The organism is Corynebacterium nasorum (assembly GCF_022347325.1).
GTDB lineage: Bacteria > Actinomycetota > Actinomycetes > Mycobacteriales > Mycobacteriaceae > Corynebacterium > Corynebacterium kefirresidentii.
The window spans coordinates 47,387-70,780 of the sequence record NZ_JAKRDU010000005.1 but is presented as its reverse complement, the minus strand read 5'-3'; the positions used below and the strand labels follow the sequence as shown (position 1 = coordinate 70,780).

General features: G+C 62.3%; 23 protein-coding genes. 10 read left to right on the top strand and 13 right to left on the bottom strand.

Annotation, left to right across the window (positions count from 1 at the left end):
* The first annotated feature begins 70 nt into the window (after positions 1–70).
* From MHK05_RS05965 to MHK05_RS05945, 5 genes are read left to right on the top strand one after another with little or no spacing between them, the layout of a single operon-like run.
* On the top strand, positions 71–1,783 hold the full coding sequence (locus tag MHK05_RS05965; RefSeq protein WP_239205467.1) for a carbon starvation CstA family protein: 1,713 nt from the start codon (positions 71–73) through the stop codon (positions 1,781–1,783).
* Complete coding sequence (locus MHK05_RS05960) at positions 1,767–2,024, top strand: cory-CC-star protein (RefSeq protein ID WP_239205465.1); 258 nt, start codon at positions 1,767–1,769, stop codon at positions 2,022–2,024. The genes MHK05_RS05965 and MHK05_RS05960 overlap by 17 nt, the downstream gene beginning before the upstream one ends.
* Positions 2,015–2,956, top strand: coding sequence for an ArsA family ATPase (locus tag MHK05_RS05955; protein WP_023019923.1), 942 nt, complete (start codon positions 2,015–2,017; stop codon positions 2,954–2,956). The genes MHK05_RS05960 and MHK05_RS05955 overlap by 10 nt, the downstream gene beginning before the upstream one ends.
* A gap of 51 nt (positions 2,957–3,007) precedes the next feature.
* On the top strand, positions 3,008–4,306 hold the full coding sequence (locus MHK05_RS05950) for a C1 family peptidase (protein WP_239205463.1): 1,299 nt from the start codon (positions 3,008–3,010) through the stop codon (positions 4,304–4,306).
* A gap of 13 nt (positions 4,307–4,319) precedes the next feature.
* Positions 4,320–5,621 carry a C1 family peptidase gene (locus MHK05_RS05945; protein ID WP_239205461.1) on the top strand — a complete coding sequence of 434 codons (1,302 nt, stop codon included), beginning with the start codon at positions 4,320–4,322 and terminating at the stop codon, positions 5,619–5,621.
* Here MHK05_RS05945 and MHK05_RS05940 read toward each other — a convergent pair.
* From MHK05_RS05940 to dacB, 13 genes are read right to left on the bottom strand one after another with little or no spacing between them, the layout of a single operon-like run.
* Positions 5,618–6,238 carry a GNAT family N-acetyltransferase gene (locus tag MHK05_RS05940; protein ID WP_239205459.1) on the bottom strand — a complete coding sequence of 207 codons (621 nt, stop codon included), beginning with the start codon at positions 6,236–6,238 and terminating at the stop codon, positions 5,618–5,620. The genes MHK05_RS05945 and MHK05_RS05940 overlap by 4 nt on opposite strands.
* Complete coding sequence (locus tag MHK05_RS05935; protein WP_239205457.1) at positions 6,235–7,140, bottom strand: pantoate--beta-alanine ligase; 906 nt, start codon at positions 7,138–7,140, stop codon at positions 6,235–6,237. The genes MHK05_RS05940 and MHK05_RS05935 overlap by 4 nt, the downstream gene beginning before the upstream one ends.
* A complete protein-coding gene (locus MHK05_RS05930) occupies positions 7,137–7,811 on the bottom strand; it encodes a 6PGD fold domain-containing protein (RefSeq protein ID WP_239205455.1) in 675 nt (224 codons plus the stop codon). Before MHK05_RS05930 ends, MHK05_RS05935 begins: the two co-directional genes overlap by 4 nt.
* Positions 7,812–8,849, bottom strand: coding sequence for a DUF6779 domain-containing protein (locus tag MHK05_RS05925; RefSeq protein ID WP_239205453.1), 1,038 nt, complete (start codon positions 8,847–8,849; stop codon positions 7,812–7,814).
* Between the two features lie 5 nt (positions 8,850–8,854).
* Complete coding sequence (locus tag MHK05_RS05920; RefSeq protein ID WP_023019930.1) at positions 8,855–9,328, bottom strand: DUF3180 domain-containing protein; 474 nt, start codon at positions 9,326–9,328, stop codon at positions 8,855–8,857.
* The gene (gene folK, locus MHK05_RS05915; RefSeq protein ID WP_023019931.1) at positions 9,325–9,810 is read right to left on the bottom strand and encodes a 2-amino-4-hydroxy-6-hydroxymethyldihydropteridine diphosphokinase; all 486 of its coding nucleotides are present in this window, start codon (positions 9,808–9,810) and stop codon (positions 9,325–9,327) included. The genes MHK05_RS05920 and folK overlap by 4 nt, the downstream gene beginning before the upstream one ends.
* Positions 9,810–10,190 carry a dihydroneopterin aldolase gene (gene folB, locus MHK05_RS05910; protein ID WP_239205451.1) on the bottom strand — a complete coding sequence of 127 codons (381 nt, stop codon included), beginning with the start codon at positions 10,188–10,190 and terminating at the stop codon, positions 9,810–9,812. Before folB ends, folK begins: the two co-directional genes overlap by 1 nt.
* Positions 10,191–10,193: 3 nt before the next feature.
* Positions 10,194–11,156 (bottom strand): dihydropteroate synthase, encoded by a 963-nt coding sequence (gene folP, locus MHK05_RS05905; RefSeq protein WP_200288624.1) that lies wholly within the window; start codon positions 11,154–11,156, stop codon positions 10,194–10,196.
* Positions 11,157–11,192: 36 nt separating this feature from the next.
* A complete protein-coding gene (gene folE / locus MHK05_RS05900) occupies positions 11,193–11,786 on the bottom strand; it encodes a GTP cyclohydrolase I FolE (RefSeq protein WP_023019934.1) in 594 nt (197 codons plus the stop codon).
* A complete protein-coding gene (gene ftsH, locus MHK05_RS05895) occupies positions 11,786–14,143 on the bottom strand; it encodes an ATP-dependent zinc metalloprotease FtsH (RefSeq protein ID WP_200288623.1) in 2,358 nt (785 codons plus the stop codon). Before ftsH ends, folE begins: the two co-directional genes overlap by 1 nt.
* Before the next feature lie 12 nt (positions 14,144–14,155).
* Positions 14,156–14,743, bottom strand: coding sequence for a hypoxanthine phosphoribosyltransferase (gene hpt, locus MHK05_RS05890; RefSeq protein WP_023019936.1), 588 nt, complete (start codon positions 14,741–14,743; stop codon positions 14,156–14,158).
* Positions 14,744–14,755: 12 nt separating this feature from the next.
* Positions 14,756–15,703 (bottom strand): tRNA lysidine(34) synthetase TilS, encoded by a 948-nt coding sequence (gene tilS, locus MHK05_RS05885; protein WP_239205449.1) that lies wholly within the window; start codon positions 15,701–15,703, stop codon positions 14,756–14,758.
* Positions 15,693–16,979: a D-alanyl-D-alanine carboxypeptidase/D-alanyl-D-alanine endopeptidase gene (gene dacB / locus MHK05_RS05880; protein ID WP_239205447.1), complete on the bottom strand. Its 1,287-nt coding sequence runs from the start codon at positions 16,977–16,979 to the stop codon at positions 15,693–15,695. Before dacB ends, tilS begins: the two co-directional genes overlap by 11 nt.
* 82 nt (positions 16,980–17,061) lie before the next feature.
* On the opposite strand from dacB, the gene MHK05_RS05875 reads away from it, so the two are divergent.
* The 5 genes from MHK05_RS05875 to MHK05_RS05855 all read left to right on the top strand — a co-directional run bounded on the left by MHK05_RS05875 (position 17,062) and on the right by MHK05_RS05855 (position 23,362).
* Positions 17,062–17,535, top strand: coding sequence for an inorganic diphosphatase (locus MHK05_RS05875; RefSeq protein WP_239205445.1), 474 nt, complete (start codon positions 17,062–17,064; stop codon positions 17,533–17,535).
* 253 nt (positions 17,536–17,788) lie between these two features.
* A complete protein-coding gene (locus MHK05_RS05870; RefSeq protein WP_239205443.1) occupies positions 17,789–18,652 on the top strand; it encodes an endonuclease domain-containing protein in 864 nt (287 codons plus the stop codon).
* Between the two features lie 14 nt (positions 18,653–18,666).
* Entirely contained in the window at positions 18,667–18,963 is a 297-nt protein-coding gene (locus MHK05_RS05865) for a rhodanese-like domain-containing protein (RefSeq protein ID WP_086588224.1), read from the top strand.
* Between the two features lie 37 nt (positions 18,964–19,000).
* Complete coding sequence (locus tag MHK05_RS05860; RefSeq protein ID WP_023019947.1) at positions 19,001–19,459, top strand: MarR family winged helix-turn-helix transcriptional regulator; 459 nt, start codon at positions 19,001–19,003, stop codon at positions 19,457–19,459.
* Positions 19,460–23,362 carry a Pls/PosA family non-ribosomal peptide synthetase gene (locus MHK05_RS05855; RefSeq protein ID WP_239205441.1) on the top strand — a complete coding sequence of 1,301 codons (3,903 nt, stop codon included), beginning with the start codon at positions 19,460–19,462 and terminating at the stop codon, positions 23,360–23,362.
* Positions 23,363–23,394: the final 32 nt, after the last annotated feature.

Here is a 23,394-nt window from a genome sequence, read left to right as displayed (position 1 = left end):
ATGTGAGTTATGACATACTATTCGCACGTGTGATGCACGACACCTGCCCGTCTATGAGGAGACACACACTATGAACTCTCTTGTCCTCGCCATCATCGGTATCGCGATGATGGTCGCCGGCTATCTGCTCTACTCCAAGTTCCTAGGGCGAAGAATTTTCCGGCTATCCCCGAAATACTCCACCCCGGCCCACACGATGGAGGACGGCGTGGATTATGTACCCACCAATAAATACGTCCTGTGGGGACACCACTTCACTTCCGTAGCGGGTGCAGCACCGATCATCGGTCCTGCCGTAGCCGTTATCTGGGGGTGGGTACCGGCATTTCTCTGGGTCACCATCGGCACCATATTCTTCGCAGGCTTGCACGATCTCGGCGCTCTGTGGGCCTCCCAGCGCCACAAGGGCCAATCCATTGGTACCTTGTCTGGGCGCTATATCGGCAAGCGCGGGCGTAACCTCTTCCTCATCGTCATTTTCCTGTTGCTTTTGATGGTGAATACTGCCTTCGCAGTGGTCATCTCCAACCTGTTGGTATCCACTCCCACGGCCGTCATTCCCACGTGCGGCGCCATCGCCGTCGCGCTGCTTATCGGCCAGGCCATCTACCGCCTGAAGTGGAACCTACCGCTGGTATCTATCGTGGGTGTGATCGCGCTCTACGCGCTGATGATTATCGGCGACCGCGTGCCCGTGGTCTTGCCAGATACCGTCCTGGGGATTCCCGCCAATGGCGTGTGGATCATCTTGCTATTCATCTACGCCTTCATCGCTTCGATGCTGCCAGTATGGGTGTTGCTGCAGCCACGCGATTACATCAACGGCCTACAGCTTTTCGTAGGTTTGGCCATCTTGTACGGGTCTTTCCTTATCACTCGGCCCTCGATTATGGCGCCAGCGTTGCGCGATAACGTACCAGACGGCACCCCGGGCATCTTTCCGCTGCTCTTTGTCACTATCGCCTGCGGCGCCGTCTCCGGTTTCCACGGCGTGGTGGCCTCCGGCACCTCTTCCAAGCAGGTGGATAAAGAAACCGACGTGCGCTTTGTGGGCTACTTCGGCGCCGTGGGCGAGGGCCTGCTCGCACTGGGCACCATCATCGCTACTACCGCTGGCTTCAAGACCGCCGCGCAGTGGGAAGAAATCTACTCCGAGTGGAACGCCGGCGGCGTGGACGCCTTCGTGCAAGGCGGCGGCGCGCTCATGAATGAGGGCTTGGGTATTCCTACCTCGCTTTCCGGCACCATCTTGGCCACCATGGCCGTGCTTTTTGCGGCCACCACTATGGACTCGGGTGTGCGCCTGCAGCGTTTGGTGGTCCAAGAAATCGGCGAAATCATAGGCGTACGCATCAAGGCTTTGGCCGCCACCGTCATTGCGGTGGGCTTGGCCTTTGGGCTGACCTTCTCCGCCGGCGTGGATGGCTCGGGCGGCATGACCATCTGGCCGCTATTCGGCACCACCAACCAGCTCATGGCAGGACTCTCCTTGGCCATCGTGGTAGTCATCCTCACCCACCTACGTCGGCCGACGTGGCCAGTGGTCATCCCGCTCATCTTCGTTACCGCCATGTCCCTGTGGGCCGCGCTCCTGCAGCTAAAGTCGCTATTTACTAGCCAGAACTGGCTGCTGTTCTGCATGGACGCCATCATCGTGGTCGCCACCATCTGGGTCATTGTGGAGGCCGTCGGTGCCATCTCTCGTGCCCGCAAGGAGGCCCCACTGGAGTGGTCCGATGATGATCTTGACGCCCCGCTGCCCGAGCATGCTCGACAAGCTTAGGGCGTTCGGGGCTGGTCTCAATGAGTTCTACCAGGCCCCGTACCGCGCCAGTTTTGCCAAAGCCCAGCAGCAGGAAGACGATCTCTTCATGATGCTGGTGGTCTCGGAGGCCCTGGGCATTCCCAACCCGGCCAGTTACTACACCCTGGAGCTTTTGCCGTTGGTCTATGAGGATTTCCACGCCTGGCATACGCGCATGGGAATGGAAAGATCCCCGCTGGAGAATATTCAATGTTGTTAGAGACTGCACCCATCATGTTCTTTGGGGGCAAGGGCGGGGTGGGAAAGACCACCCTGGCTACCGCCACCGCGCTGCGCCTGTCCCGCGATCACCGCGTCTGCTTGGTCTCTACGGACCCAGCGCACAACTTGGGGCACATCTTTGGCACCGCGCTTGGCGATGCCCCCGTGGCCCTCACCCCTTCCCTCTCCGCCATCGAGATCGACCCGGCGCGCGCCACGGAACAACATCTTGCGCAGGTAGGTTCTGCGATGCGCCGTTTCATGCCCGAGCATCTGCATGGCGAGGTCACAAAGCACCTGGACTTGGCCCGGCAATCGCCCGGCACGCAGGAGGCAGCACTATTGGAGCGTATCGCGGCGCTCGTCGGCGAAGAGTCCGACGTCGATTTCCTCATCTTCGATACCGCCCCGTCTGGGCATACCTCGCGGCTGATGGCTTTGCCAGAAATCATGGCCGCCTATACCGATGGCTTACTTTCCCGGCGCGAGAAATCCGATAAATTCGGCTCGCTAGTACGCGGAATGTCGCCCGGCAACAGCGCGAATAATGACCCCGTGGACCGGCGCAATCAGGAAATTCGCGCCACTCTTTTCCAGCGGCGCGAGCGCTTTTCCCAGCTGCGCGCGGCGCTGACTTCACCGCGCACGGTCTTCCATATTGTCCTTACCGCCGAGCGCCTGCCCGTACTCGAGTCAGCCGAGTTCCACGCGGACCTCACAGGAAATGGCGTGCGCGTGGGGTCCATGCTGGTTAACCGCCGTACCCCTGCCAACCAGGGAGAATTCCTCGCCGCCCGTCGCGCGGCCGAAGATGAGGCGCTCGCACTTCTCCGCGCCAAGCTCCCGCAGACCCCAGTGCGCGAGGTTCCGTGGCTGCCGGAGGAAGTGGGGACTCCGGGGGCCGTCGAAAAGCTGGCGGAATTTCTCTAGCTCTTCCCCCAACCAGCCCCATCAGGATTTCTAGTCTGCTAAAACCGAAATATGACTTTGCTCACCAAGGAATACCTGTCCCAGTTGCGCAAGGAGGCTGCGGCCGATTCACGGCAGCGGCTGGCCCGCAACGCCATCACCAACGTTGGCGCGGCCAAGGCGGCGCTTGACCGCGACCGCATTACCGCCTTATACCCCACCACGGAAACCAAGCTGGATAGCTTGGATGTAACGGATCAAAAGCGTTCCGGCCGCTGCTGGATGTTCGCTGCGTTAAACGTCTTCCGCCACCGCGCTGCGCAGGAACTCAACGTAGATAATTTCGAGTTTTCCTTCACCTACCTGCAGTATTTTGACAAGCTGGAGCGGGCCAACCTGGTTCTCAATCAGCTGCTGGATAAAAAGGACGCTGGTTGGGATGAGCGCACCGTGGCCGCAGTGCTCGACCACGCTGGAGCCGACGGCGGCTGGTGGTGCTTCTTTAGCAACCTGGTGGCCAAGTACGGCGTGGTACCTGCCGAGGTCATGCCGGAGGTCCGCTCGTCTGGACATACCGCGGAAATGAACCGCGATCTCGCCACGGTGGTGCGTCGCGCCGCCGCGCTAGATGGCCCGCGCGAGGACATCCTTGCTCAGGCACGCAAAGATTTCCACCGCATCCTGGCCATCCACCTGGGCACCCCGCCCGAGGAATTTACCTGGGCGTATCGCACCAAGGACGAGCAATTCGTGCGCCTGCACTCCACCCCGCGCGAGTTTGCCAAGAAATACCTACCCCACCTCGACGAGTTCGTGGTGCTGGCTGATGACCCCCGTTCCACCAACCCCAAGCATCGCGTATTTAGCAGCGCTGATGAAAGCAATGTGCTGGGTGGCGCGCCACAAGAGTACTTAAACATCACCGTGGAAGAGCTCAAGGAGACCGCCAAGCGCAGCCTAGCCGCCGGCGAGCCGGTGTGGTTTAGCTGCGACGTCAACCGTCAATTCTCTTTCCTCAACGGCGTATGGGACGAGGGACTGGTGGATACCGATGGCCTCTACGGCATCGATTCCACCATGACTAAGGAGGAGCGTTTTACCTCCGGCGAGACCGCGCCTACCCACGCGATGGCGCTCACCGGTGTGGATGGGGACCGAGCTTGGCGCGTGGAGAACTCTTGGGGCTCCAAGCCACCACGCAAGGAAGACGGCGAGGATGTGCCCGGCAAGGGCTTTGCCACCATGTCCGATGCCTGGTTTGACCAGAACGTCTTCCACATCGCCGTGCGCAAGGAGCACCTGAGCGATGAGCTTTCTCAGGCGCTAGATACCGAACCGATTGAGCTTCCCCTCTGGGACCGGATGAACTAAGGAGAATCGAGAAATGACCGAGATTAACCCGAACGAGGTTCATGCCGCCAATGCTGAGCTCGCCAGTGATGCCACGCTGCGCTTGGTACGCAATGGGGTGGCTCAGGAAGGCGTCGATAAGCTCAGCCTCGACCGCGAGGTACTGCACACCCTTAACCGGGTGACCAGCCATAAGCTAGATTCCTGGGGCGTGGCCGACCAGAAGGCTTCGGGCCGCTGCTGGATTTTTGCCGGCCTGAATTCCCTGCGCGGTGGGCTGATGGACAAGGCCAAGCTTAAAGATTTTGAGCTTTCCCAGACCTATATTTACTTCTTTGACAAGCTCGAGAAGGCCAATTGGTTCCTTAGCGCCATGGCTGAGCTGAAGGACCGCGATATTACGGACCGCACCGTAACCAAGCTCATGGATGATCCGATCGATGACGGCGGCCAGTGGTCCATGTTTGTCGCACTGGTGGAAAAATACGGTGTAGTACCGCAGTACGCCATGCCGGAAACCGCTTCTTCGGAGGCCACGGCGATGTTGAACCGTAACCTGCAGACCGTGCTGCGCCGCGCCGCGCACCGGATCCGCAGCGGCGAAGAGGGCGCGCACAAGCAGGCGCTTGCCGACGTCTACCGTATCCTCACCGCCAACCTGGGCCTGCCGCCGGAGGACTTTGTCTGGCAATATCGCGATAAGGATGATGAGTTCCACCGCGCGGGCACCTTTACCCCGCAGGAGTTTGCCAAGGAATACCTGCCCGCAGACCTCAGTGAGTACGTGTGCGTGGTCAATGATCCCCGCAATGCCTACGGCAAGCTCTACACCGTGGAATACCTGGGCAATGTGGCCGGCGAGCGCGTAACCTATCTGAACGCGCCGGTGGAGGTGCTGCGCGATGCCGCGCGTGACTCCATCAACGATGGCCAGCCAGTGTGGTTCGGCTGCGATACTGACCAGCAATCCGATGATGAGCACGGCGTGTGGGCCAAGCACCTGCACGATTATGAGGCCTTCTACGGCGTGGAGATGGATCTGGACAAGGCACAGCGTTTGCGCCTGCACGAGTCCATGATGACCCACGCGATGGTGTTTACCGGCGCCGATATCGCCGAAGGCGGCGCAGTACAAAGCTGGCGCGTGGAGAATTCCTGGGGTCCAAAGAAGGCCGATAAGGGCTTTTGGACCATGGCCGATGACTGGTTCGACGAGTTCGTCTTCGAAATTGCCGTACACCCTTCCCGACTGCCGGAACAATACCAAGCGGCTTTGCAGTCCGAGTCCGTGACTACCCTGCCGGCCTGGGACCCGATGGGTGCCTTGGCGCGCTAGGTCTGCGGTGAGCCCAAGCGCCGCACATAGAGCATGCACACCAAGTCGCGGTCCTCGTTGACCGCGATGGTGCGCTCGCCTACCTGGTTAAAGCCGCGGCTGTCATAAAACTGGTACGTACAGCCATCATCGGTAAACAGGTAGATATTCTTTCCCGCGTGGCGGGATTCGAAGGTCTCAAGCAGCGCGGTGCCCACGCCGCTCACGCCGGAGTTAGGGTCGGCAACGAGGAAACCGATCTCGCCATCAATGGGATGCTCGCCTAGGTACTTGAGCAGCATGTCCTTATTGGCAGCATCATAGTCATCGCGGTGCCCGCCGGGGCGTAGGTTATTGAAGATTTCCACCGCGTGGACATAAGCCTTTCGCCACCACGGATAGGGCAGCGCCGGCTTGCCTTTCATGGAGGCCAAAAGCACGCCGAGAAAGCGGTCACCATCATAGGCGGCCAAGATATCGGTGGCCTTGGCGCGCTCTAAATCCCAAAAATAGCGGCCATAGGCGCGCTCGAAGCGAGGATTTTTCACAAACCAGTGCAGATGCATGCCTTCAATGGCAAAGGAAATGGCCTGGGGTTCATCGCGCGGGTCTAGGTCGCGGATCTGGATATCGGTCATTTCTCCTCCGATAGCTGCTGAAAAGCGGCATCTTGTGCGCGCTGTTGCTCGCGTTGCTGCTCGCGCTCGAGCTCGGCCTTGGCTTCGTGTTCTTCGATGTTATTAAAGCCGATGCCCAGCGGCAGGCCCACATTATCGATGAGCCGGACGCCACCGATTGTCGCGGCAACAAGCAGGCGGGCATCACCTTCTACGGGAGGGGCCCCTAAATCTCGGCCGCGCACTTCGAGATACTCGGGTTCAACGCCTACGGCGCGAAGCACCTCCGCGGCAACCTCACGTACCTTCTGCGCACCGGTCTCGGCGGCATGCGCGCCAGCGGTGAGCGCGGCAGATAGTGCCGCGGCCTGCTCGCGGGATTCGGCCGGCACGTGGGTATTGCGCAGGCTCATTACCACACCGTCGGGCATGCGCACAGCGGGTACGCCTTGCACACGGACTCCTAGGTGAAAGTCCTGGACCGCGTGGTGGAGGGCAAGGAGAAGCTCGTAGTCCTTCTCGCCTAAAAGGACGTCGGTAGGCGAAAGCGTCAGGATGAGCGCAAGGTACAGCGAGAGATCCTCGCTAAGGTCCGGCTCGAGAGCGGTGGCGGCGTCGGCCGGTGCTACGGCGATGCGGCGTCCGTGTGGCCACAAGGACTCGGGCGAGTACTCCCACACGATGTCCACGCCCTCCGCCCGCAGAAGCTCAAGGTCCTGTTTCTGCGGGGACTGCAGGGCCACGACGGTAACGGCGCCCCGGATGCGCTTCGCTGCGCGCACCAGCGCGATATGACCGGCGTGCACGCCGGTAGTCAGCGGCACGAAGGCGACCGGGCGGCCAGTCTTGTGAAAAGCACTACCGACCATGCGGATGCGCTCAATATCGTTGATGACGGTAGCGTTTCCCAGCTCCAGGCTCATCGGCTCTCCTCTTGTAGGGCCCACATTTCTAGCTCTTCGCGGCCGTCCACCTCTCCTAGGCGGCGGGCAACTTCCACGTAGCTGCGCCGCAAGCCGGGGTCAGTGGCGCCGCGGTAGGCGGCGATAATTTCTTCGGTGTCCATGTCCTCACCCACCAGGGGTGGCTCTTCTGAGGGCGAGAGGAAATGAGCATCAACCGCCGCAGAGATATGCAAGCGCCGCAGCATTTCGGCATAGTAGGCGCGGGCGGCAAAGGGGGCACGTTCGGCGTCGGAAAGCGCTACGGTCTCTGCGTAAAACTCGGCGATATTAAGTTCCACCACGGTCTCGCCCAACTCATCCAGGGTGGTCACCGCCCAGCGCTTCAGTGTAAATGGGGCGAGCGCCGCGACAACGCAGCCGTGGGTTTCCAGGGGATCCAATACCTGCACTCCGCGCGAAAGGCAGGTGTGGAAGACGATTAGTCCGCGATGGACGTGTGGCTCGAGTAACTCCACGGTAGCTTCCAGACGGGCATCGCCCACGGCGATAATGAGAGTCTCGAAGGAAGAAAGCTCGGCTGGATCCGAGAGCATCTGCACCTCATGGCCGGCGCGTTCCATGGCATTGGCCAAGGTAAAACCAGCCAAGCTACGGCCAAAGAGAGCTACCCGCATGCGTGGCGGGCGCATTTATTTATCCTTCTTATTCTTTGCCTGGGCCAGCAGCTCGGCCACGGAGACCGCGCCCTCGCGCTTATCGTCGCTGCGGCGGCGGCCACGCGACTCCGGCTCCTCAGCAGCCGCGCGATGATGCGAGCGGGCCGCCTTCTGGCGTACTGGCTCGGACTTTTCTGGGGCCACGTGCTGGCCGGAGCCCGGGTACTCCGCGCGCTCATCGCGCTGCGATGCCGGCTGCTGCGGGATGTCCTGGGTCTCGTCATTGGCCGTGGTCGCAGCCTCCGGCTTACGGTGGCTGCCGTGGTGCTCGCTGGAGGCGGAAGCGTGGGTGGTCTTCAAGGAGTCATCGCCACCGGTATCCCAGCGCACGGCCTGGAAACCGCCGGTATTAAAGGTAGAGGCGCCAGAAGACTTGCCGGAGGTACGCTGCGCGCGCGTCTTTTCACTAATGATGTCATTGAGTGGGTTGGACTCAGCGTGCGCCGCGGACGGCTGGTTCCCCAGGCGGCCGGCGATAGCATCGGCGGACGGGGCGCCGGAAGAAGACTGGGTGAAGTCCACGTTGCCTTCCTCCGCATCCGGGCGCGCGGCGGCCGCGGTCTGGGCCTCCAGCTGCATGATGCGGCGGGCTTCTGCGTGTAGGGCGGCCGGTTCATAGGTGAAGTCGTGGCCGGAGAGATCCTCAATCTGCTTGCGGATGGAAGCGAGCTCGGTGCGGATCTCATCGAGTAGTTCCTGGTCCGGTAGGGGCTGGCCATCGGCCGCGCGGGCTTGCTTCAGCTCGGCGCGGTGGGCGCGCTCCTGCAATTCCAGCTTGGTCACGGATTCTTCGGCCTGGCGGCGGTAGCGCATCACCAGGAAAAATCCGAGCACGGCGGCCCACAGGGCAGCAATGAGCGCGATCTTAAGCGCTGCGGCAGAGCCGGAAATCAGCATGACGATGCTGGCTAGGACGGCCAGCACCACGAGGACGATGAGCCCGATCTGGCCCAGATCCGGCTTGGACGTCTTGGCGGAAGTAGTGTGCGAAGAAGAGCGCGGCTCAGTCATGCTCACTAATGTACCGTTTGTACCCCATCTGGTGGGGGCGGGGTCTCACAGTGTCGCTCCAGCCGCAGGCCAGCAGCGCACATGGCAAGGCCACCGAGCGCCGAGGCAATGACCCCCACCAGGTCATCGGAGGCGGCCGCAAGCGTGCCGGCGTTGGGGATAACGTAGACGGCCACGCCTGCATAGATTCCCCCCACGATGGCTCCGGTCCACGCCGAGGCCTTGCCCACCAGCATGAACTGCGTGATGGTCATGGGATTAAGCTGCGAACTATCTAGGCCGATGCCATGCTCGTCCTCGGTGGCTTGGTCCACCTTCCAGGTCAGCACTAAGCAGATGACCGCCATGAGCCACAGCGTGGCCGAAACCGTCACTGGGATGTGCAGCATGGAGCCATAAAAGCGCGTAGTGAGGATGGCCGCGGCGGCGGCAAAGAAGACCCCGGTGCCAATGAGGGCACCCAACGAGGTCCGTTTCATAGCTCCTCCATCATGCCCAACCGGCGAATATCGGCGCGCTCCTTCGGGTCGAGTGCTGCCACCCGCTTGGCGACACCCTCCCCACTCAACCTAGCACCACCATCGGCCGCCAACCAGGGAATCAGCACGAAGGCGCGCTCGTGGGCATAAGGATGCGGGACGGTGAGCTCCGGGTCATCGGAGGTGTATCCCTCGATGTCCACGATGTCTACATCTAACGTGCGCGGGCCCCAGTGACGCACCCGCACCCGCTCCGCGGCCTCCTCGAGCTTCTGCCCGCGGCGCAGCAGTTCCTTGGGTGACTCGTCCACATCCACAATGAGCACGGCATTGAGGAATTCATCCTGGTCCGTTACTCCCCACGGCGGGGTGGCATAGACCGGCGAGGCGGCAACAATGTCGCCGGCGAATTCGTCGAATACCGTGCGCAATAGCTTCACGCGGTCATCCATATTGGATCCGATGGATAGCACCGCGCGCATTAGAGCGTCCTCGCGTGCTTGCGGGAGCGGCGGGCGACCACGGCGACATCGGCAAAAGTGCGCGGAATCGGTGCCTTCGGCTTATGAAGCGTGACCTCGACGGCGTGCAGGCCCTCGAAGATGGCCATGATGGTATCGGCCACCTCGCTAGCGACGGTCTCGATGAGGTCGCGGGCGGGGCCTTCGATGATGTTTGCAGCGACGTCGGCAAGCTCGGCGTAATTGATGGTCTTGGTCAGATCATCGGTAGCGGCGGCCTCGGCGAAATCGGACCAACAGGTGATATCCACGATGAAAGGCTGGCCGGTACGCTTTTCTTCCTCAAAGACGCCGTGGTAGGCAAAGCATTCCAGGCCGGTGAGTTCAATGCGGTCTGCCATGATTTACTCCTCAGGTTTACGTGATAGAGCCGTGGACTTCATAATTCCATTGCCATCAGCGCCATTGCTATAGCTGCCGCTGGCGTTGACCCCGCCTGTGTAGTCATTGCCGGCGTTCCAAGCGGCCGCCACATCCACGGCGTCGCGGGAGACGGCAACCTCATGCACGCGCACACCCCACGCCCCCATCTGGGCGGAAATGGCGGTTACGGCCGCGGTAGCGGGATCGGCCAGCAGCGGGCTGGACTCCACGCCGCGATCCTCCCGAATGGCGGCCAGGAAGCGTTTACGGGATGCTCCTACCAGGAGGGGGAATTCGCCGCCGAGGAACTCCGGCAGGGCCTTGAGCAACGCCCAATTATCCTGCGGGGTTTTGGCAAAGCCCAAGCCCGGATCGAGCACGATATTATCGCGGCGCACGCCGGCGTCTAGCGCGTTATTCGCCAGGCGTTCTAGGGTTTCTCGCACATCGCGCACCACATCGCCGCCGTGATCCGCGCTGCCGGCCGCGGAGCCGAATGCGCCCTCCTGCAGCGTACGCCAGTGCATGAGGCACACGGGCACGCCGGCCTCGGCCATCGCGCGATACATCTCAGGATCCGCCAGGCCACCAGAGACATCATTAATCATGTCCACGCCGGCCGCTGCCGCCGCACGTGCCACCGAGGCGCGCATCGTATCCACGGAGGTGCGGATGCCGAGCTTGCTCAAGGCCTGAATGACGGGCACCACGCGGCGCTCCTCGACGTCCGCCTCCACGCGGACCGCGCCCGGGCGGGTGGATTCGCCGCCGACGTCAATCATGTCAGCACCCTGTGCCACGAGCTCGCGGGCGTGATTAATGGCGGCATCAAAGTCCAACCACCGGCCGCCATCGGAAAAGGAATCCTCCGTAACGTTGACGATGCCCATCACTAGAGTGCGATTGCTCCTGGTGAGATCCGAAACCGAGGTTGCCTGCTGCATGGCGTGCTCCTTAAGGCTTTTAATGGTGAACCGAATTTAGCTACGAATCAGGCTGAGTACCTCTGCACGAGAGGCGGCATTATTTTTGAAGCCTCCGCGCACCGCGGAGGTGGTTGTCGTCGCACCGGGCTTGCGGATGCCGCGCATGGCCATGCACAAATGCTCGCACTCGATGACCACGATGACGGACTGCGCGCCAAGGACCTCCACCAGGGCATCCGCGACCTGCTGGGTCAGGCGCTCTTGGACCTGGGGGCGCTTGGCGTACATATCCGCTAGGCGGGCAAGCTTGCTCAAGCCGGTGACGTGGCCGTCTTTACCCGGGATATAACCAATGTGCGCCACGCCGTAGAACGGCACCAAGTGGTGCTCGCAGGTGGAATAGATAGGGATATCGCGCACCAGGACCAGTTCTTGGTGGTCCTCGGCGAAGGTCTTGTGCAGGACCTCGGTTGGGTCTTCGTGCAGGCCGGCAAAGACCTCGCGGTAGGCGCGGGCCACACGGGCCGGGGTTTCGCGCAAACCCTCGCGGTCGGGGTCCTCCCCCACTGCAAGGAGCAACTCGCGTACCGCCGCCTCCGCCCGGTCCTGGTCGAAGGGGGCACGGGCGGGAATGTGATTATCAGGCATTAGTTATCTTCTTGCTTGTCGTCCTCGCGCGCATAGGGATTCTTGCGGCGATCCTTCTCGTCCCAGCCAGGGCTAAACCACTGGCTGGTCTCAGCCTCAGCATCCGCGCCGGCATCCGGCTTGTGATGCTTACCGCCGCCCGTAGCGGGGCGTGCGGCAGGGCGTGCCGTCGGACGCTCAGCGGGTTCGGAAGGCTGAGCCGGCCGATCAGGCTGTGCGCCAGCTCGTTTGGTGTCTGTGGACTCCTTGCCCTGGTTTGTTGGGGTGCTTCCCAACTCGCGGGCGGTGTCCGGATCGACGTAATCGCCAGCGTGCTGGCCAAAGTTGAAGCCCACTTCACCCTTCGGTTCTTCACCGGCGAGGCGGCGCTCACGGGCGGCCCGGGAGGCATCGAGAAGCGTCATGCGCTTAGGCAGCTCCTCGCCGCGCTCCTTAGCCAGCTCGACCGGGGTCTTGACCGGCGCATAACCAATCTGGCGGGGGAAGCGATCATCCTCGCCTGGGAAAACGTCGAAGGCTTCGCGTGGCTCGATGCCATCGAAGATTCGCTCCAGGTCGGGGCGGCGCAGGGTTTCCTTCTCCAGCAAGGCCTCTGCCAGCTTATCCAGGTAGTAGCGGTTATTGCGCAGGATGTCATAGGCCTGCTCGTGCGCGCGCTCGAGCAAGTAGCGCATCTGCTCATCGATCTTGGAAGCAACCTCATCGGAGTACTCGATGGAGCCGCCGCCACCCATCTGGCTAAAGGGATCGCCCTGCTCCTTGCCGTACTTCACGGTGCCGAGCTCCGGCGAGAAACCGTACTCGGTGAGCATGGAACGAGCGATCTTGGTGGCGTTTTCGATATCGGAGGACGCACCGGTCGTCGGCGCACCGAAGACCAGTTCCTCGGCCGCGCGACCGCCCATGGCAAAGACCAGGCGGGAGAAAAGCTCATCGCGGGTGTACATGCCCTTGTCATCTTCCTGCGAAGTCATGGCGTGGCCGCCGGTGCGACCGCGGGCCAAGATGGTGACCTTGTAGACGCGCTCAATATCCTTAAGGGCCCACGCGGAAAGGGTATGCCCGCCCTCGTGATAAGCAGTGACCTTCTTCTCGTGCTCGGAGATGATCTTGCCTTGGCGGCGCGGGCCACCCACCACGCGGTCAGTGGCCTCTTCCAAAGCGTCATAAGTAATGACGTTGCCGCCGATGCGAGCGGTAAGCAGGGCGGCCTCGTTGAGCACATTGGCCAGGTCCGCGCCGGACATGCCGGCGGTGCGCTTAGCTAGCTGCGCTACGTCGACCTCTTCTGCCAGCGGCTTATTCTTCGCATGCACGCGCAAGATCTGCTCGCGGCCGGCTAGGTCGGGGTTGGTAACCGGGATCTGGCGGTCGAAGCGGCCTGGGCGCAGCAGCGCCGGATCGAGGATGTCTGGGCGGTTGGTAGCGGCGATGAGGATAACGCCCTCGCGGTCACCAAAGCCGTCCATTTCTACCAAGAGCTGGTTGAGAGTCTGCTCGCGCTCATCGTGCCCGCCGCCGGTGCCGGAACCGCGCTGGCGGCCAACGGCGTCGATCTCATCAACGAAGATAATGCAGGGGCTGTTTTCCTTCGCCTGCTTGAACAGGTCGCGCACGCGGGAGGCACCCACACCAACGAACATCTCCACAAAGTCAGAGCCGGAGATGGAGTAGAACGGTACGCCGGCCTCGCCGGCCACGGCGCGGGCAAGCAAGGTTTTACCGGTGCCGGGAGGGCCGTAGAGCAGCACGCCGCGCGGGATCTTGGCGCCTAGATCGTGGTAGCGGGTGGGGTCTTCCAGGAAGTCCTTGATTTCCTGCAACTCGTCTACGGCCTCGTCCGCGCCGGCCACGTCCTCAAAAGTATTGGTCGGCATATCCTTGGTCAGTTCCTTAGCCTTGGAACCGCCGATGCCAAACATGCCGCCTGCACCCTGCTGCATGCGGGACATGAGCCAGAAGAGCACGCCGAAGAGGATGAGCATAGGCAGCAGCATGCTGAGCATGGAGCCGAGGAAGGATTCCTGCGTGACATTGGTCTGGTACTTCTGGGCACCAGAATCCTTAACAGAGTTAAAGACCTGCTCGGAGGCGCGGGCCGGGTACTTGGCCACAATCTCCTTCACGCCTTCGCGCTCATCTACCGTGATTTCGTCCTTGAGCTTGATGCGCAAGCGCTGCTCGCGGTCATCAATTTCCACCTCATCGACGTTTTTGTCTTTAAGCTGGGTCAGTGCAACGGAGGTATCCGCTTGCACGTAGCCGCGGGCATCGTTGCTAAAGAAGGTAAAGGCGTACAGCGCGATAAGGATAAGTGCCGCTATCCCGCCGTAGCGAATAATCTTGTTGTTTTTCATTACTGCGCGATTTTAGTCGGTGGTGTAGACATCAGGGTGAAGGGTGCCCACGTAGGGCAGATCGCGGTAGCGTTCCGCATAATCTAGCCCGTAGCCGATGACGAATTCATTAGGGATATCAAAGCCCACATCCAAAAGGTCAATATCGGCCTTTACTACCTCCGGCTTGCGCAGCAGCGTGACCACATCAAGCGAGGCTGGGTTTCGCCCCTTCAGGTTCCGGATAAGCCATGACAGGGTAAGGCCGGAATCGATGATGTCTTCCACGATGAGCACGTTGCGCCCCGCAATATCGCGGTCCAGGTCCTTCAAAATGCGCACCACACCGGAAGAAGAAGTGGAGGCGCCATACGAGGACACGGCCATAAACTCCAACTCGGAAGGGATGGATAGCTTGCGCGCGAAGTCCGTAAGGAAGAAAGCCGCACCCTTGAGCACGCAGACCAAAAGCAGGTCTTGCTCAGCGTCGGCATACTTTTCAGAGACCATATCCGCGAGTTCTTGGACGCGGTTTTGCAGTTCCTCTTCTCCAATGAGGATTGCTTCTACATCGTCACCGTAGCGGTTTGCGGGAACGGCGAAGTCTTTCTTGTCGTGCACGAGTGGGCTCCTTTAATGACCAGACAACAGTGCCAGTTTGCCACCTATACGGGCTACTTCCAACCTCTGCCCCACCTGCCGCGCCGATCGCACAGCCACCGGCCCTTGCCCATGCCAGTGGGTACACAGCTTAGCGACGTCCCCCACTCCCCTCCGCGTCACCTCTACCCCTTCGCTGACTAGCCACGCCGCGATCGCTCGCCGACGCCGCGGTTCTGCCATTGCCGCCAGCTCCGCGCAGTCCGTGGTGGGTGGGGTGTAGAGGGCGGCGTCGTCAAGCGCGGCGTCGGTGGCCGCTTGCGCCAGCGCTGGCACCGCATCCCCGCCAATGATGCGGCTCAGCTGCGGGATTACCTCGCGGCGCAGCGCCACGCGGCGGAAATTCGTGTCCGCATTCTGCGGATCCTGCCACACCGAAAGCCCCAATTCCGCGCAGGTGCCCTCGGTATCGGCGCGGCGCACGCCTAATAGTGGGCGCACCACGCGGGCGCCTTCCACCTCGCTGCGCTCGCTCATGCCGGTCACTCGCCCGCGCAGCGCCCCCAGCAGCAGCGTTTCCGCCTGGTCATCGGCCGTGTGCGCCACGGCTACTTCTAGCTCTTCGGCCGCACTGGCGGCGGCTAGGGCCCGGTACCGCGCCACCCGCGCGGCCGCCTCCATCGACTCTGGACCCGCCCCGCCGGCCTCAACGCTGAGCACCCGCGCCCGCGCGCCCAGTTCTCGGGCTTGCTCAGCAGCGCGCTCGGCTTGCGCCCGCGACCCCTCTTGCAAGCGGTGGTCCACGCATAATGCGAGCACGTCGTGCCCCTCAGCCACCAGCGCCGCCAGCAGCGCCAAAGAATCCGCGCCTCCGGAAAGTCCCACCGCCACGGTGCGGTTGAGGGAGGCGGCGCGCACGCCGCGTCGACAAGCTAAAAAGTGCGGTGAGACCCGCGGCCAAAAGGGCTTTTTAGAACTCATGCAGCGCAGAAGCCAACGCGTCTTGGGCCTGGCGAGCGGCCTGGATATCGCCGCCATTGACGAGGAAGGCAAAAGCATACACACGCCCCGAATTGCCCTGCGCGGTACCGGCCAGGGCCGAAACACCCGTCAGCGTGCCGGTCTTGGCGCGCACATAGCCCTTGGCCGCGGAATCGCCGTAGCGTTCATACAAGGTGCCATCGCCACCTGCCACCGGCAGGTAGGACACCAATGGGCGTAGGTGCGGATCCTTGACCGCACCATTAATAAGTTGCGTCAAAAGCCCGGCCGTGAGCCGATTGTCTTCCGATAACCCGGAATTGTCCTTAATATCCACGCCCTCAACGTCGAATCCCTGCTCCCGCAGGACCTCAAGCGTGGCCTGCGTATCGCCTTCAAAGCTGGCCTCTTTACCGCGGGACACAGCCAACTCGCGGGCAATGGCCTCGGCCATGACATTATCGGAATGACGCACCATCTCCCGGGCGCGGTCCGACAGCGGCGCCGAGTCCACACTCGCTACTTCCTGCGCATTCTCGGCCACGGAGCCCATGCCTGCCTCGCTTGCGCCGAGGCGTTCGCCCAGCTGCTTAGCGACGTCCAAAGCCGGCGTATGGCTGCGCGGCACATCCCCCGTCGTCGCCCCCAAACGTCCGCCGTAGAGCATGGCCGGTTCCATCGGCGCGACGAAACCGCCGTCCACGTTTTCCGGGTCCCAGCCCGGAGCCTGCGGCTCGCCTTTCCACGCAGAGGTATCAATGAACACGCCATCGACCTGATCGATGTTCTGAGAAATCTGCTCAGCTAAGTCATCGAGCTGCTCGTGGGTCATCCATACATCACCCGCAGCCTTGATGACCACGTTCTTCTCATTCGCACCGCGGTAGACCTTAGTGGTGATTTTCTCGTTCTCATCCAGCGCCAACGTCGCCGCCGCGGTAGTGAGCACCTTCGTGGACGAGGCCGGGGTCAGCCGCTTATCCGCGTCCCGCTGCCACACCACGTCCCCGGTCTCGGTATCAATTACCTCGCCGCCGAACGTGGCAAGGTCCTTATTCTTAGAGAGCTCGTCCAGCTTCGCGCTTAGCGCATCCAGATCCGCTTCCCCCGGCTCGGCGTTGCGCAAAGGCTCCTCAGGAGCCTGCACCGCCTGTGCTTCTCCGTGTGAGAGATCGCCGTATTCGCGCTGGAGGGTAACGCCCAGCGCAGCCGTACCTCCGACCGCTGCCGCTACCACGAGCGCGGTCGCTGACCACCAAACATGCTTTGTTTTCATTGCCTTTAACCCTAGCGCGAATCCGCAACGCGCTAGACTATGGGCAGTAATTGATACCCAATCCCCCATGGAGGACATCGCTGTGAGCGTTGAAGTAACCATTGAAATCCCGAAGGGCTCCCGCAACAAGTACGAGGTTGACCACGAGTCCGGCAAGGTCTACCTTGACCGTTATCTGTTCACCCCGATGGCTTACCCGGCTGACTACGGCTTCATCGACCACACCCTGGGCGAAGACGGCGATCCTCTCGACGCCCTAGTCATCCTGCCGGAGCCGGTCTTCCCGGGCGTTGTCGTTGAGGCCCGCATCGTCGGCGTGTTCAAGATGACCGACGAGGCCGGCGGCGACGACAAGCTGCTCGCCGTCATCGATGACCCACGCTGGGAGCGCTACCAAGACATCAACGATGTGGAGCAGCACATCAAGGACGAAATCGAGCACTTCTTCGTCCACTACAAGGACCTGGAGCCGAACAAGGAAGTCACTGGCTCCGGCTGGGGCGACAAGGTTGAGGCAGAAAAGATCCTCGACGAGGCTAAGGCTCGCTTCAAGTAAGCTTTTGAGCCCTGGCGCGGGGCCAGGGCCGGCCCCAGGGCGCCTCCCGGGCGTTTCGATCAAATAGCACCGCGAAAGCGGCGGTTTCCCAGACCGTATTTGATCGAAACGCCCTTTTTCCTGCTTCCCCTCCTCCGTACGCTCTCCCCGCGACACCGACCCGCCCCGGCAGTACAATTCGATCACATAGCAGGCCGAAACCACCGGCCTCGGGGGACCTAAATGATCGAATTAAACGCCTAGGGGTGGGCGCATGAAAATCTTCACCACGCGCACGGCCGCGCGCCGTGCTACCAATAACCAAGCCTTGAAAATCTGCCACGGCCTCTACACCGAAAGGGAGCCTTCGCCGCGCGAACTCGCGGAAATCGTCTCTCAGCACTGGCCGGACTCGGCACTCGACGGCTACTCGTGCGCCCACCATCACCTAGGCAAAGCCCTACGCTTGCCGCTCTATTTCCTGCGCGCGGGAACCATGGCTTCCAGCCCGTACTTTCGCAGCCGCCGCGCCCGGCCGAAAGCGCTCGGCCAGCTAAATGGAATTAATGTGTGCAATCCACTACAAGCCACAGAAATCATGGCCGAAGAAGACGCTGTCGCCTTCCTGGAGGCCTACTTTTCCGGCCAGTACGGGGCTGCACAAATGGAGGGCCACATGCTCGACTTCCAGCGCTTCCCGCGACACACCCGGTGCGTAGTGGAAAACACCATCCTTGGCGCCGATAGCGTTCCGGAGCGCAGCCTCACCCGCGCGCTCCGGCGGCATGTCACCGTCCGCAATAACAGCTACATCGGCCCTTACCGCTGGGACTTACTCTTAGAGGAGCACAAGCTGGCCATAGAGGTTGACGGCTACGCCTACCACCACGGCGAGAACCGGCAACGGTTCGAGATTGACCGCCAGAAGCTTAACGACGCCGTCCAAAGAGGTTACAAGCCCCTCCACTTCACCGCCGCCACGATTGAGCACCACCTCGATGTGGCCGTCAACCAGGTACTCGCCATTGTGCGGGGGGAAGGGCGAGTTCATAAACCCACCCTGGCAGTGGCACCACTACTGGCGGTTCCAGCACTAGCGCAACGACACCGCGCGGCTGATCCACAAGCACACGAGTAACTAAGGTAAATGGCATGAAAAACGTTCAACCACATGAAGTACCAGAAGGCGCACAGCTTATTGACGTCCGCGAAAATGACGAGTGGGCAGTGGAACGTGCGAAAGGCGCAACCCATATCCCGATGAGCGAGATTACGGGTCGCATCCAGGAAATCGACCCAGATAAGGATATCTACGTAATCTGCCACGCAGGCGGTCGCAGCATGCAGGTCTGCCAGTATCTAGAACATGCGCTGGGCTGGGACACCATCAATGTGGATGGCGGCACGGATAAGTGGAAGGCTTCTGGGCTCCCCATCGAAACGGATTAATTGGCCTTAACCAATCTTTTGGGATTATGATGATGGTATGGCTTCCACGAATAATTCTGTAATCCCAACGACCCTGCTCGAGTCCCCGTCGTTCCAATTGGAGCGCCTCCGCCGCCGCACCCGCGATGGCGTAGAGGCTGCTTTGCAGACCAAGCAGACAACGCTGCGCGAGTACTGGGTCCTTACCTGTCTGGTCGACGCGGATGCCGCGTCGCAGTCTTATCTGTCCGAAACCCTGGCCATTGACGCCTCTGACATGGTGCGTCTTATCGACGCCCTCGAGGACCGCGGCTGGGCAAAGCGCGAACGCGACCCAAAGGATCGCCGCCGCCAGATCGTCGCTTCCACCAAAAAGGGCACAAAGGCCCACAAGGACCTGGCGGTGCTGGTCGCTACCGCCGAGGACGAGGCATTGGATGAGTCCACCAATAAGCAGCTCAAGCATCTGCGAAAGTTGGCTAAGTCCATCATTGCCGCGGACGAAGAAGAGGCATAAATGGCGGGTCCCGAATCGCTCGTCCCACAGCAGTACCTTCTAAGAAGCGCGGCACCGCGGCCGCGCACGCTGTGGGACATCATTACCACCACCGCGGAAATGAACCCCGATGCCGCCGCGCTTGATGACGGCGAAATCATCACCTATTCCGAGCTCATCCACGAGGTCGAGGCATGGGCTGCCGAGCTGCACGCCAATGGCGTGCGCCGCGGCGATCGCATCGGCATTAGGATGACCTCCGGCAAACGCGAGCTCTACCTCGCCATTTTGGCGACCTTGGCGGCAGGCGCAGCCTATGTGCCTGTCGACGCCGATGACCCTGACGAGCGCGCCGAGATGGTTTTCGGCGAAGCCGATATCGATGGCGTTTTCACGGACGACGGATTCCGCTTCCTGCGGGACTCCGCGCGCCCGGACGCCCCTGCCGAGGAGACGAATGCTCCGCGCCCGGAGGACACCGCGTGGATCATCTTCACCTCAGGTTCGACCGGCAAGCCCAAGGGCGTGGCCGTCAGCCATCGTTCCGCGGCCGCCTTCGTGGACGCGGAAGCGAGCCTCTTTTTGGTCAACCACCCGCACGGGCCCTTAGGTCCTGAGGATCGCGTGCTCGCCGGCTTGTCCGTCGCCTTCGATGCCTCCTGCGAGGAGATGTGGCTGGCCTGGGGCCACGGCGGCTGCCTGGTCCCAGCACCGCGGTCTCTGGTGCGTTCCGGCATGGATTTGGGCCCATGGCTCATCCGCCGCGACATCACCGTCGTGTCTACCGTGCCCACCCTGGCGGGCCTCTGGCCGGCCGAGGCTCTCGACAATATCCGCCTACTCATCGTCGGCGGCGAGGCCTGTTCGCAAGAATTGGTGGACCGTTTGGCCACCGAGGACCGCGAGATGTGGAATACCTACGGCCCCACCGAGGCCACCGTCGTCGCCTGTGCGCAGCAGATGCTGCCGGGCCGGCCGGTGTCCATTGGATTGCCGCTTAACGGTTGGGACCTGGTGGTCGTCGATAAGCAGGGCATGCCCGTGGAAATGGGCGGCGTCGGCGAGCTGGTAATCGGCGGCGTGGGACTGGCGTCCTATCTGGATCCGGCCAAGGACGCGGAAAAATACGCACCGCTGGAGTCCATGGGCTGGCAGCGCGCCTATCGCACCGGTGACCACGTTCGCCTGGAAGAAGACGGGCTGTACTTCGTCGGCCGCGTGGATGACCAAGTAAAGATTGGCGGGCGCCGCATCGAGCTCGGCGAGGTCGAAGCTAATGTTGCGGCGCTAGATAACGTCTACAACTCGGCCGTGGCCGTGCAAAAGACTCCCGGCGGCGAGTCCGTTCTGGTGGGCTATGTTTCCCTCGAGGATGAGTCCAAGGGCTTCGATCATGAGGCCGCGCATGCGCGCCTGGCCGATACCATGCCGGCTGCACTCGTCCCGCGCATCTGCGTGATGGAGGAGCTACCGGTGCGCACCTCCGGCAAGGTGGATAAAAAGGCCCTGCCGTGGCCGCTGCCTGGAGTGGGCGTGGAATCGACCACGCTGACCGAGACCGAAAAATGGCTCGCGGAGCTATGGGTGGAAACCCTCGGTGTATCCGTGGAGGACGAGAACGCCGACTTCTTCTCGCTCGGCGGTACCTCCCTGGCGGCCGCGACCCTGGTGGGGCATATCAGGGAGCGCTACCCCACCGTGGCCGTGCGCGACCTCTACGATCACCCGCGCTTGGGTTCTCTGGCGGAGCTCATCGGCGGCGCCGAGCCGCGCCCCGCGGCTGCCGACGTCCCCCTGCGCGAGGTCACCAAGGTCGGCTTTGGCACCCGCCTCGCCCAGACCTTGATTCAGATTCCGGTCATGACCCTGGCCGCATCCAGCTGGCTGGCTTGGCTTATGTTGGGCTCCACCGTGGCGGCATCACTGGGCTTCGAGTGGGCCACTGCTTTCCCGTGGTGGCTGGTCATCGCCATGCTCATTGTCTTTGTCACCCCGGTGGGGCGCATCCCCCTCGGCGGCTACGGTGCGCGGCTCATTACGGCCGGCATTAAGCCTGGAGACTACCCGCGCGGCGGTTCTACGCACCTACGCATCTGGGCGGCTGAGCGCTGGGCTAATGCCGCTGGCGCGAGCTCCCTGGCCGGTGCCACGCGCGTGAATAACTACGCCCGTGCGCTCGGAGTCAAGGTCAAGCGCGGCGTGGACCTGCACTCCCTGCCGCCAGTTACCGGCCTGCTCACCCTGGGCAAGCACGCCGCCATCGAGCCCGAGGTGGATCTTTCCGGCTACTGGCTAGACGGCGATATCTTACACGTGGGCGCCATCGACGTGAAGGAAGGCGCCCGCGTGGGCGCGCGCTCCACGCTGCTGCCTGGCACCGTGGTGGGCAAGTACGCCCACGTGGAGGCCGGTTCCACCGTTACCGGCCGCAAGAAGATCAAGGACGGCCAGCGCTGGTCCGGCTCCCCTGCCCAAAAGGTGGGCCGCTCCAAGCACCGCTTCCCGTCCCATACGCCAAAGCGTCGGCCGTGGTGGGTGGCCATCTATGACGCCACCTCCGTCCTGCTGGCCATCCAGCCGGTCGTGGCGCTGGCGGTTGGCGCGGCCCTTGTTCTCACCCTCGTGCAGTCCACCGGCGGCGATGGCTTTATCGGCGCGATCTTCTTCGCACCTGTAGGTGCGCTGGCGGCCTTTGCCACCTATATGCTGCAGACTTGGTTGGGCGTGCGCATTCTCTCCCTCGGCATTAGCCCGGGCGTAACGCCTGTGCGTTCGGTCAAGGGCTGGCGCCTGTGGGCCATCGAACGCCTCATGGACGAGGCACGCACCAAGCTCTTCCCGCTCTATGCCTCGCAGCTCACCCCGACGTGGCTGCGCACGCTCGGCGCGCAGATCGGCACCAACGTGGAAATTTCCACCGCGGTGATGATCCCCAAGCTCACCGAGGTCAAAGAAGGCGCCTTCCTGGCCGATGACACCATGATTGGCGGCTACGAACTCGGCGGCGGCTGGATGCGCACCGGCGAAACCAAGGTAGGCAAGCGCTCCTTCGTGGGTAACTCCGGCATCACCGCACCCGGCCGCAAGCTATCGAAGAACTCGCTCGTTGCCGTGCTTTCTTCTACTCCGAAGAAAACCAAGGCCGGCGCCAACTGGTGGGGTGCTCCTCCAGAGCGCATGCGCCGCGTGACGGTGGAGGTAGACTCCCCCGCCAACTCGGGTGAGGCGCTGACCTATAACCCGGGCTTTGCGGTGAAGGCCGCCCGCGGCGTGGTGGAAACCATGCGCCTTCTGGCGCCCATGTTTTCTGCCATGCTGCTCGCCGCGACGCTTGGCGTGTACTACTCGCTTCTCGACGCCCTCGGTTTCCCCCTCACCTGGCTCCTCTCCGGCCTCATCCTCATGGGTATGGGTGCCGTGGCCATGGCCGTCACCGTCGCCGTCAAGTGGATCTGCGTGGGCAAGCACCGCGCGGCCGACCACCCACTGTGGTCCGCTTTTGTCTGGCTCAACGAGCTGCAGGACGCCTTCGTGGAAGTTGTCGCCGCGCCGTGGTTCTTCCAACACACCTACGGCTCCGGCGAGATCAACCTGGGCCTGCGCGCCCTCGGCGTGAAGATCGGCCGCGGCGCGTGGATCGATTCCTATTGGTTCCCGGAAACGGACCTCATCCGCATCGGTGAGGCCGCCACCGTTGGCCCTGGCACCGTGGTGCAAACCCACCTTTTCCAGGACCGCGTGATGAGCTTGGATACCGTTACCATCCAGGACGGTGCCACGCTGGCCGCTCACTCGGTAGCTTTGCCGGCCTCGCTCATTGGCACCGCCTCCACCGTGGGGCCCGGCTCGCTGGTTATGCGCGGTGACCGCGTGCCCACCAACGCCGTGTGGCAGGGCAACCCCATCGAGCCATGGCGGCGGTAGGGCTACAGGAGCCACCTTCTCCTATGTCGCGG

Excerpts from the sequence above, each read along its gene's own strand:
- dacB (WP_239205447.1), bottom strand. The coding sequence starts at position 16,979 with ATGAAAACAAAGCATGTTTGGTGGTCAGCGACCGCGCTCGTGGTAGCG.
- folB (WP_239205451.1), bottom strand. The coding sequence starts at position 10,190 with ATGGCAGACCGCATTGAACTCACCGGCCTGGAATGCTTTGCCTACCAC.
- MHK05_RS05940 (WP_239205459.1), bottom strand. The coding sequence starts at position 6,238 with ATGACCGATATCCAGATCCGCGACCTAGACCCGCGCGATGAACCCCAG.
- folP (WP_200288624.1), bottom strand. The coding sequence starts at position 11,156 with ATGCAGCAGGCAACCTCGGTTTCGGATCTCACCAGGAGCAATCGCACT.
- MHK05_RS05955 (WP_023019923.1), top strand. The coding sequence starts at position 2,015 with ATGTTGTTAGAGACTGCACCCATCATGTTCTTTGGGGGCAAGGGCGGG.
- MHK05_RS05860 (WP_023019947.1), top strand. The coding sequence starts at position 19,001 with ATGGCTTCCACGAATAATTCTGTAATCCCAACGACCCTGCTCGAGTCC.
- MHK05_RS05865 (WP_086588224.1), top strand. The coding sequence starts at position 18,667 with ATGAAAAACGTTCAACCACATGAAGTACCAGAAGGCGCACAGCTTATT.
- MHK05_RS05965 (WP_239205467.1), top strand. The coding sequence starts at position 71 with ATGAACTCTCTTGTCCTCGCCATCATCGGTATCGCGATGATGGTCGCC.
- MHK05_RS05930 (WP_239205455.1), bottom strand. The coding sequence starts at position 7,811 with ATGCGCCCGCCACGCATGCGGGTAGCTCTCTTTGGCCGTAGCTTGGCT.
- tilS (WP_239205449.1), bottom strand. The coding sequence starts at position 15,703 with ATGAGTTCTAAAAAGCCCTTTTGGCCGCGGGTCTCACCGCACTTTTTA.
- MHK05_RS05855 (WP_239205441.1), top strand. The coding sequence starts at position 19,460 with ATGGCGGGTCCCGAATCGCTCGTCCCACAGCAGTACCTTCTAAGAAGC.
- MHK05_RS05935 (WP_239205457.1), bottom strand. The coding sequence starts at position 7,140 with ATGAGCCTGGAGCTGGGAAACGCTACCGTCATCAACGATATTGAGCGC.
- MHK05_RS05950 (WP_239205463.1), top strand. The coding sequence starts at position 3,008 with ATGACTTTGCTCACCAAGGAATACCTGTCCCAGTTGCGCAAGGAGGCT.
- MHK05_RS05870 (WP_239205443.1), top strand. The coding sequence starts at position 17,789 with ATGAAAATCTTCACCACGCGCACGGCCGCGCGCCGTGCTACCAATAAC.
- MHK05_RS05945 (WP_239205461.1), top strand. The coding sequence starts at position 4,320 with ATGACCGAGATTAACCCGAACGAGGTTCATGCCGCCAATGCTGAGCTC.
- folE (WP_023019934.1), bottom strand. The coding sequence starts at position 11,786 with ATGCCTGATAATCACATTCCCGCCCGTGCCCCCTTCGACCAGGACCGG.
- ftsH (WP_200288623.1), bottom strand. The coding sequence starts at position 14,143 with ATGAAAAACAACAAGATTATTCGCTACGGCGGGATAGCGGCACTTATC.
- MHK05_RS05960 (WP_239205465.1), top strand. The coding sequence starts at position 1,767 with ATGCTCGACAAGCTTAGGGCGTTCGGGGCTGGTCTCAATGAGTTCTAC.
- MHK05_RS05925 (WP_239205453.1), bottom strand. The coding sequence starts at position 8,849 with ATGACTGAGCCGCGCTCTTCTTCGCACACTACTTCCGCCAAGACGTCC.
- MHK05_RS05920 (WP_023019930.1), bottom strand. The coding sequence starts at position 9,328 with ATGAAACGGACCTCGTTGGGTGCCCTCATTGGCACCGGGGTCTTCTTT.
- folK (WP_023019931.1), bottom strand. The coding sequence starts at position 9,810 with ATGCGCGCGGTGCTATCCATCGGATCCAATATGGATGACCGCGTGAAG.